General features: G+C 70.3%; 2 protein-coding genes. Both read right to left on the bottom strand.

Features of this window, described 5'->3' with window-relative positions; genetic code table 11:
* Positions 1-38: 38 nt before the first annotated feature.
* Positions 39-785, bottom strand: coding sequence for a polyphosphate--glucose phosphotransferase (gene ppgK / locus AOK15_RS15135; protein WP_055516908.1), 747 nt, complete (start codon positions 783-785; stop codon positions 39-41).
* A 138-nt stretch (positions 786-923) separates the two neighbouring features.
* The gene (locus AOK15_RS15130) at positions 924-1,943 is read right to left on the bottom strand and encodes a 4-hydroxy-3-methylbut-2-enyl diphosphate reductase (RefSeq protein ID WP_107099417.1); all 1,020 of its coding nucleotides are present in this window, start codon (positions 1,941-1,943) and stop codon (positions 924-926) included.
* Between the last annotated feature and the right edge of the window lie 89 nt (positions 1,944-2,032).

Below are 2,032 nucleotides of genomic sequence, written 5' to 3'. Positions count from 1 at the left end.
GATCGGAAGAGACCCGGACCGGCCCTGAAACCGGGGGATCAGCCCGCCTTCGCCGCCCGCATCGCCGCGCCCACGATGCCCGCGTTGTTCTGGAGCTGGGCCGGCACGATCTCGGCCTGGATGCCCTCGATCAGGTGCAGGAACTTGTGGGACTTGCGGCTGACGCCGCCGCCGATGATGAACAGCTCCGGGGAGAAGAGCATCTCCACATGAGCGAGGTACTTGGTGACGCGCTTGGCCCAGTGCTCCCAGGTCAGCTCGTGGTCGTCCTTGGCCTTCGTGGAGGCGCGGGTCTCCGCGTCGTGGCCGCCCAGCTCCAGATGGCCCAGCTCCGTGTTGGGCACGAGGACGCCGTCGCTGAAGACGGCGCTGCCGATGCCCGTGCCGAAGGTCAGCATGATGACCGTGCCCTGACGGTCGCGCCCGGCGCCGAACTGCACCTCGGCGACGCCCGCCGCGTCCGCGTCGTTCACCACGGTGACCGGGAGGCCGCCGAGCCGGTCGCCGAGCAGGGCGCGCGCGTCAACGTCGATCCAGCCCTTGTCGACGTTGGCCGCCGTACGGATCGTGGCACCGCCCGTGACCACGCCGGGGAAGGTGATGCCGACCGGGCCGGTCCAGCCGAAGTGGTCGACGACCTCCTTCACCCCGTCGGCCACCGCGTCCGGAGTCGCCGGGTGCGGGGTCAGCACCTTGTACCGCTCGTCCGCCAGGTCGCCCAGGTCCAGGTCCACGGGAGCGCCCTTGATCCCGGATCCACCGATGTCCACGCCGAAGATGTGCATGGCCCTACGTTACGTCGTACGACTGACAGTCACGGCCAGGGGCCGCCAGGCCGCAGCCCGCCCCCGGAACCCTCACGTCGCCGTACGCGTACGGCCCCGGAACCTTCACGTTCCGGGGCCGTACGGGGGCAGTGGGGCTCAGGCGCCCGCGGCGCCCTGTCCGGTGCGCTCGGCGACCAGGGCGGCCGCCTCCTCGCGCAGATCGCGGCGCAGCTCCTTCGGCAGCGAGAAGGTGATCGACTCCTCGGCGGCCTTGACCAGCTCGACGTCCTCGTAACCCCGCTGGGAGAGCCACTCCAGGACCTCCTCGACGAGGACCTCCGGCACGGAGGCGCCCGAGGTGACACCGACGGTCTCCACGCCCTCCAGCCAGGCCTCCTCGATCTCGCTCGCGAAGTCCACGAGGTAGGCCTCGCGGGAGCCGGCGAGCTTGGCGACCTCGACGAGCCGCTTGGAGTTGGAGGAGTTGCGGGAGCCGACGACGATGACCAGCTCGGCCTCCGCGCCCATCTGCTTCACGGCGAGCTGACGGTTCTGCGTGGCGTAGCAGATGTCGTCGCTCGGCGGCGAGACGAGCAGCGGGAACTTCTCCTTGAGGGCGCCGACGGTCTCCATCGTCTCGTCGACGGAGAGCGTGGTCTGGGAGAGCCAGACGACCTTCGACGGGTCGCGGACCTCGACCTTCTCGACGTCACCGGGGCCGTCGACGAGTTGGATGTGGTCCGGGGCCTCGCCGGAGGTGCCGATGACCTCCTCGTGGCCCTCGTGCCCGATCAGCAGGATGTCGAAGTCCTCGCCCGCGTAGCGGATCGCTTCCTTGTGGACCTTGGTGACCAGGGGGCAGGTCGCGTCGATGGTGGCGAGCCTGCCGCGCTCCGCCTCCTCGTGGACGGTGGGGGCCACGCCGTGCGCCGAGAACATCACGATGTTGCCCTCGGGGACCTCTTCCGTCTGCTCGACGAAGATGGCGCCCTTCTTCTCCAGGGTCTGCACGACGTACTTGTTGTGGACGATCTCGTGGCGGACGTAGATCGGGGCCCCGTACTGCTCGAGGGCCTTCTCGACGGCGATCACGGCACGGTCGACACCCGCGCAGTAGCCGCGCGGAGCGGCGAGGAGGACACGGCGGCGGCCAGGCGAAGCGGTCATGCACCCCATCGTAGGGGGTTCACCGCGAGCGGCTCCGCCGTGGGAGCGGGGGGTGAGCTCGGGGGTGCGCGTGGGTGTGCCGGGTGCGGGTGGGTGGG

This window comes from Streptomyces ossamyceticus, from assembly GCF_001418475.1.
Lineage (GTDB): Bacteria > Actinomycetota > Actinomycetes > Streptomycetales > Streptomycetaceae > Streptomyces > Streptomyces ossamyceticus.
Note: the sequence above shows the minus strand (reverse complement) of the source record. Positions and strands in the feature narration are given on the sequence as shown.

Excerpts from the sequence above, each read along its gene's own strand:
- AOK15_RS15130 (WP_107099417.1), bottom strand. The coding sequence starts at position 1,943 with ATGGGGTGCATGACCGCTTCGCCTGGCCGCCGCCGTGTCCTCCTCGCC.
- ppgK (WP_055516908.1), bottom strand. The coding sequence starts at position 785 with ATGCACATCTTCGGCGTGGACATCGGTGGATCCGGGATCAAGGGCGCT.